The organism is Mesorhizobium sp. M4B.F.Ca.ET.089.01.1.1 (assembly GCF_004022605.1).
In the GTDB taxonomy this organism is placed as follows: domain Bacteria; phylum Pseudomonadota; class Alphaproteobacteria; order Rhizobiales; family Rhizobiaceae; genus Mesorhizobium; species Mesorhizobium abyssinicae.
In genome coordinates, this window is the sequence record NZ_RZOS01000376.1 from 1 (window position 1) to 5,726 (window position 5,726).

A 5,726-nucleotide genomic window follows, 5' to 3' on the forward strand; every position below is an offset into this window, starting at 1 on the left:
CCCCAGCATGGCGCCGGTCTGGCGCGCATAGTTGCCGGTTGCCAGGATGACATGCTCGCAGAGGATGTCGCCGCGCGAGGTCTTGACCTTCCACTCGCCGCTCGGCATCCGCTCGAACCCGACAACTTCGGTGTCGAGATGGACCTTCGCGCCGAGGTCGCGTGCGCCCTTGGCCATCGCCTGGGTAACGTCCGCCGGTGCAATGTGACCATCGTCGGGATGGTAAAGGGCGCCCAGCATGTCCTTGTTGTCGAGCAGCGGCCAGATCTCGCGCGCCTCCGCCGGCGACACGATCCGGGCCCGCACGCCCTGGACCTCCGCGACATCCATATAGCTCTTGTACTCGTCGAGCCGGTCGCGCGTGTTGGCGATGCGCAGCTGGCCGCATTTGTGCCAGCCGACCTTCTGGCCGGTCTCGGCCTCCAGGCCCTCATAGATCTCAATCGACCTGGCGATCATGCGGCCGACGTTGCGGCTGCGCGCATAGGACGGAATGAGCCCTGCGGCATGCCAGGTCGAGCCGGCGGTAAGCTGCGTCCTCTCCAGCAATGCCACATCGGTCCAGCCGCGCTTTGCCAGGCCATAGAGAATGCCGGCACCGACGCAGCCGCCACCGACCACGACCGCACGAAAGGAACTCACCATATGCGCCTGACCTTGTATGAAATTGCCATTGGTTCACATGACCGCTGGCGCATACTGTCAGACGGCATCCGGCATTTCAGCACATTTCCTGGTCTGGGACACGGCAGCAACCGCCCGGCCGTTGGTCCACGATCATGATTGACGCCAATGGGAAACGGCCGGGCGCCGTCGCGGACGCCGCCCGGCCTTCGTTCAGCGCTTGCGCAAATCCGCTTCGGCGAGATCGAGCGCCCTGGCGATGCGATCGCAAGCCATGTCGACCGTCTCGCGCGTCCAGATCAGCGGCGGCGACAGGATCATCGTGTCGCCGGTGGCGCGCAGCATCATGCCCTGCGCGATCGCGTGGTCGCGCACGACGACGGCGGCACTTCCCGACGGCAGGTAGCGCTCCTTGGTCGCCTTGTCCTTGACGATCTCGATCGCCCCCATCAGCCCGATCGAGCGCACTTCGCCGACCAGATTGTGCCCGGCGATACGCTCCTGCAGCGCCTGGGCGAAGTATGGACCGGTGTCGTTCCTGACCCGCTCGACCAGGCCTTCGCGCTCGATGATCTCGAGGTTCTTCAGCGCCACGGCGCAGGCCACGGGGTGACCGGAATAGGTGTAGCCGTGGTAGAACTCGCCGCCCTTCTCGACCAGCGTCCTGCTGATGCGGTCGCCGACCAGCAGCGCCGACAGCGGCTGGTAGCCCGATGTCAGCGCCTTGGCCGTGGTGATGGTGTCGGGCTCGATGCCGAAGGTCTGCGCCGCGAACCATTCGCCGGTGCGGCCATAGCCGGTGATCACCTCGTCCAGCATCAAGAGCACATCGTATTTGCGGCAGATGCGCTGCACTTCCGGCCAGTAGCTCAGCGGCGGGATCTTCACCCCGCCGGCGCCCATCACCGGCTCGCCGATGAAGGCGGCGACCTTGTCGGCGCCGGCCTCGAGGATGGCGTCCTCGACCGCCTTGGCCGCCCGCAGGCCGAAATCATGGTCGCTTTCGCCGGGCAGCGCGAGCTCATAGGCATAGGGCATCATCACGTGGACGATGTTGGGCACGGCGCCGCCGAGCTGCTTGTGCATCGGCTCCATGCCGCCGAGCGAGGTGCCGGCAACGGTCGAGCCGTGATAGCCCATCTTGCGCGAGATGATGCGGTTCTTCTCCGGCTTGCCCTCCAGCGCCCAGTAGTGGCGCACGAGCCTGAGCGCCGTGTCATTGGCCTCCGAGCCGGAAGAGCCGTAGAACACCTGGCCGACTTGCTTCGGCGCCAGTTCCGCCAGCTTCTTCGACAACAGCACCGGTGTCGGCGTCGAGCATTTGAAGAAGGAGTTGTAGTATGGCAGCTCCTTCATCTGCGCATAGGCGGCCTCGGCCAGCTCGTTGCGGCCGTAGCCGACATTGACGCACCAGAGGCCGGCCATGCCGTCGAGGATCTCGGTGCCTTCGGCATCGTAGATGAACGGTCCGTCGGCACGGGTGATGATGCGCGAGCCCGCCTCGCGCAGCTCCTTGTGGTCGGTGAAGGGATGCAGGTGGTGCGCGGCGTCGATCTGCTGAAGCTGCTTCAGCGAATAATTCTGATAGGTCATGGATTTGCTCTTTCCTCTTGAATCAATCCGGCAACGGCCGGGGCGGATTCCTCAGAGGAGGGCGGGCGGCGAATAGCCGATGCGGGCGCAAAGCCTGAGCAGCTCGGCACGAAGCGTCCGCGGTGACGGCGTCACCGCGACCCCGAAGGCGCCTGATGTCTTCGTGCAAGCCATGGCGGCACCTTAAGCCGCCTGATGCCCTGAATTCAAGCCGTACCCGCCAGCGCCCGCTGCAGGAAGACATAGCGCATCGCCGTTTGCGCCGCTTGAGGACGACGATCGCCACGCCCGCCATGGCCGCCCTCGGTTTCCTCGAAGAAGAGTGTCCGGCCGTGGCCAGCCTCCTGCAGGCGCGCCGCCATCTTGCGGGCATGGCCGGGATGGACGCGGTCGTCGGCCGTCGAGGTCATCAGCAGCACTGGCGGATAGGCGGCACCCGCTTTGACATGTTGATAGGGCGAGTAGGCGGCCAGCCACGCCGCCTCTTCCGGCTTCGCGGGATCGCCATACTCGGCGATCCACGAGGCCCCCGGCGGCAATTCGGTGTAGCGCAGCATGTCGAGCAGCGGCACGTCGATGATGACGGCGCCGAACAGTTCCGGATGCTGGATCAGCGACGTGCCGGTCAGCAGGCCGCCATTCGAGCCACCCTGGATGCCGAGCTGCGCCGCCGTGGTGATGCCGCGCCGGACAAGGTCCGCGGCAACGGCCGCGAAATCGTCAAAAGCCTTCTGGCGATTGCCCTTGAGCGCCGCCTGGTGCCAGGCCGGGCCGAATTCGCCACCGCCGCGGATGTTGGCCTGCACATAGACATTGCCCTTCTCCAGCCAAAGCCTGCCGCGCACGCCGGCATAGCCCGGCAGAAGCGGCACTTCGAAGCCGCCATAGCCGTAGAGCAGCGTCGGCACCGGTCCGCCCTGGTCGCGCCGCCTGACCACGAAATAGGGGATCATCGTGCCGTCGCTCGAGCGTGCCTCGAACTGTTCGGAGATGAAGGGCGAAGCGTCGAAGCGGGCCGGCTGCGCCTTCACCGACCGAAGCGTCTCGCCATCGTCGTCAGACCAGATGATCGAGCTCGGCGTCAGGAAATCGGTGAAGGAGAAGGAGACGCTGGCGCCGAAATGCTCGGCATGGCTGATGCCGACATTGCCGTTTTCCGGCAGGCCGACCGGCTTCAGCGACCAACCCTCGCCTGTCCGATCGCAAGCGACGACCTTGCCGCGCACATTGTCCATCAGGTTGATGAACAGCCGCCGCTCGGTGCGGGCGAGCCCGGCGATCGAGACGCGATGCGCCGGCGCGAGCACGGTTTCGACCGGCCCCAGCGTGTTGGTGTCGATCCAGCGTTCGAAATCCACCGAATAAAGCCCGTCTGGCAGGCAGTGCGTGCCGTCGGGCGCCGTCCACGGGCTGCGCACGCCAAAGACGAGCTGTCCCTGGAAGATCGCCGTGTCGGTCACGTCGTCTGGAAGCGGAATGCGCCGGTTCTCGCCGGAAGCGAGCCGCAGGAAGCTGTGCGAGGAGAAGAAATCGATGGTTCGGGCCAGGAACAAGTGCCGCCTGTCGCCGTCGATCTCGACCCCGCCGCCGGCCGCGAGGTCCTGCTTTTCGGTCTCGAAGATAAGCGTGGCGTCTTCCAGCCTCGTGCCGCGCTTCCACAGCTTGACCACGCGCGGATAGCCGGACTGCGTTTTGTCGTCCTCCTCGAAGGCGGCCGAGACGATGACGGTGTCTTCGTCCAGCCAAGAAAAACCCGACTTCGAGGCGGGGGCGCGAAAGCCGCCTTCGACGAAGGACTTCGCCGCGATGTCGAACTCGCGCATCTCGCTGGCATCGCCGCCATCCGGCGACATGCTCACCAGGCAGCGGTTGAAATCGGGGTAGAGGCGGCTCGCGCCGCTGAACACCCATTTGATGCCTTCTTTCGCGGAGAGCACGTCGAAATCGACGATCGTCTCCCATTCCGGCTTGTCGGTCTTGTAGGAAGCGACCGCCGTGCGGCGCCACAGGCCGAGCACGTTGTTCTTGTCCTGCCAGAAATTGTAGACGTGGCCGTTGATCGCGGTCCCGATCGGGATGTTGTCCTCGGCCGTCATCAGGTCGAGTGCGGTTTCGAACGAAGCCTGGTAGCCGGGATCGCCCTGCAGCTCGGCAACCGTCAGCCCGTTCTGGGCGTGCACCCAGTCGAGCGCCCCCTTGCCATTTCGGTCTTCCAGCCAAAGGAAGGAATCTCCGGCGGCCGGTTCAGTCTGGCCTTTTGTGATGGTTTGGGTCACGCACGGTCTCCGAAAGCTTGTCAGGCGGCCTCGCCTACATCGCGTCACGGACGCTCACATTCAAGATGGCAATGACAGCTTGTCGCGACGAACCCGGCTTTTCCTTCACATCACGCGCCGGCGCAGAACGGTCGCCACCGCCAGTGCGGCACAGATCGCTCCGAGAGTGGCCGGCAGGCCGGACGCGCCGGTGATATCCATGACGCCGCCGGTGAGTGGCGGCACCAGGATGCCGCCGACGCCCCACATCAGCGAGAAGGCGGCGTTGCCGGCGACCAGCGCCGAGCCGGTGAAGCGCTCGCCGAGCTCGATGATCGACATCGTATAGATGCCGTAGGAGACAGCGCCCCAGATGAACACGCAGGGCCAGATCAAAGGCGTCTCGATCAGCAGCGGCAGCAGCACGCAGCCGAGCACGGTCAGCGACACGCACAGGAAGCGCACCAGGCGCGCCGTCAGTCTTTCGGCCAGCAGGCCGAGCGGCACCTGCATGGCGATGTTGCCGGCGATCATCGTCGACAGCAGCGCCGACATGCTGGCCTCGGCAATGCTGTAGTGAGTGCCGTAGACCGGCAGCAGGGCCAGTACAGCCTGCTCGAAGCCGGCGGCCACGACCACGGCGGCGAGCAGCAGCCATGCCTTCGGCATGAAGCCCATCACCGAAACCTGCTGTCCGGCCTCGTCGACCTTGGGCAGACGCCCAAGCACCAGCGCCAGGCAGCCGCCGCAGAAGACAAACGCGAAGATGCCGACCAGGAATGGCGGCCAGCCCTCGGTGCCGACCGCAAGCAGGCAAAGCGGACCGGCGGCGAAACCGGCCGAGATGACGGTCGAATAGAAGCCCATGACGCGGCCGCGGCGCGACGGCGGCGCCAGCGCGATCACCCAGATTGCGCTGAGAACATAGAGCGGGTTGGTGACGACGCCGATCAGCAAGCGCAGCGGGAACCACAGATAGACGTTCTGCGTCCAGCCGACCAAAGCCAGCACCAGCGCGGAAAGCGCGGCGCAGGTGAGTGCCGTCCGCCCTGGCCCGAAACGGCGCGCCAGCGCCGGGATCATCGGCGAGGACAGGATGAAGCCGATCGGCGTCATCGCAGCCGAAAGCCCGATCATCGCCGGCGAGATGCCCTGGCGCTGCAGGATGAAGCTGAGCAGCGGGTAGCTCAGGCCTTGCGCGATGGCGAAGACCGAGACCGTCGCGATCACCCCGGTGATCGCCGCCCACTGTAT

Annotated in this window: 4 protein-coding genes; all 4 read right to left on the bottom strand. The window is 65.7% G+C overall.

Features of this window, described 5'->3' with window-relative positions; all coding sequences use genetic code 11:
- Window positions 1–645, bottom strand: a 645-nt coding sequence (locus EN780_RS26100; protein ID WP_133372720.1) for an FAD-dependent oxidoreductase, incomplete at its 3' end; no start/stop codon positions are given.
- A 192-nt stretch (window positions 646–837) separates the two neighbouring features.
- The gene (locus tag EN780_RS26105; protein WP_128275729.1) at window positions 838–2,217 is read right to left on the bottom strand and encodes an aspartate aminotransferase family protein; all 1,380 of its coding nucleotides are present in this window, start codon (window positions 2,215–2,217) and stop codon (window positions 838–840) included.
- Window positions 2,218–2,423: 206 nt separating this feature from the next.
- Complete coding sequence (locus EN780_RS26115) at window positions 2,424–4,493, bottom strand: prolyl oligopeptidase family serine peptidase (RefSeq protein WP_128275730.1); 2,070 nt, start codon at window positions 4,491–4,493, stop codon at window positions 2,424–2,426.
- A gap of 105 nt (window positions 4,494–4,598) precedes the next feature.
- The coding region (locus EN780_RS26120; protein WP_245500143.1) for an MFS transporter at window positions 4,599–5,726 on the bottom strand (1,128 nt) is incomplete at its 5' end.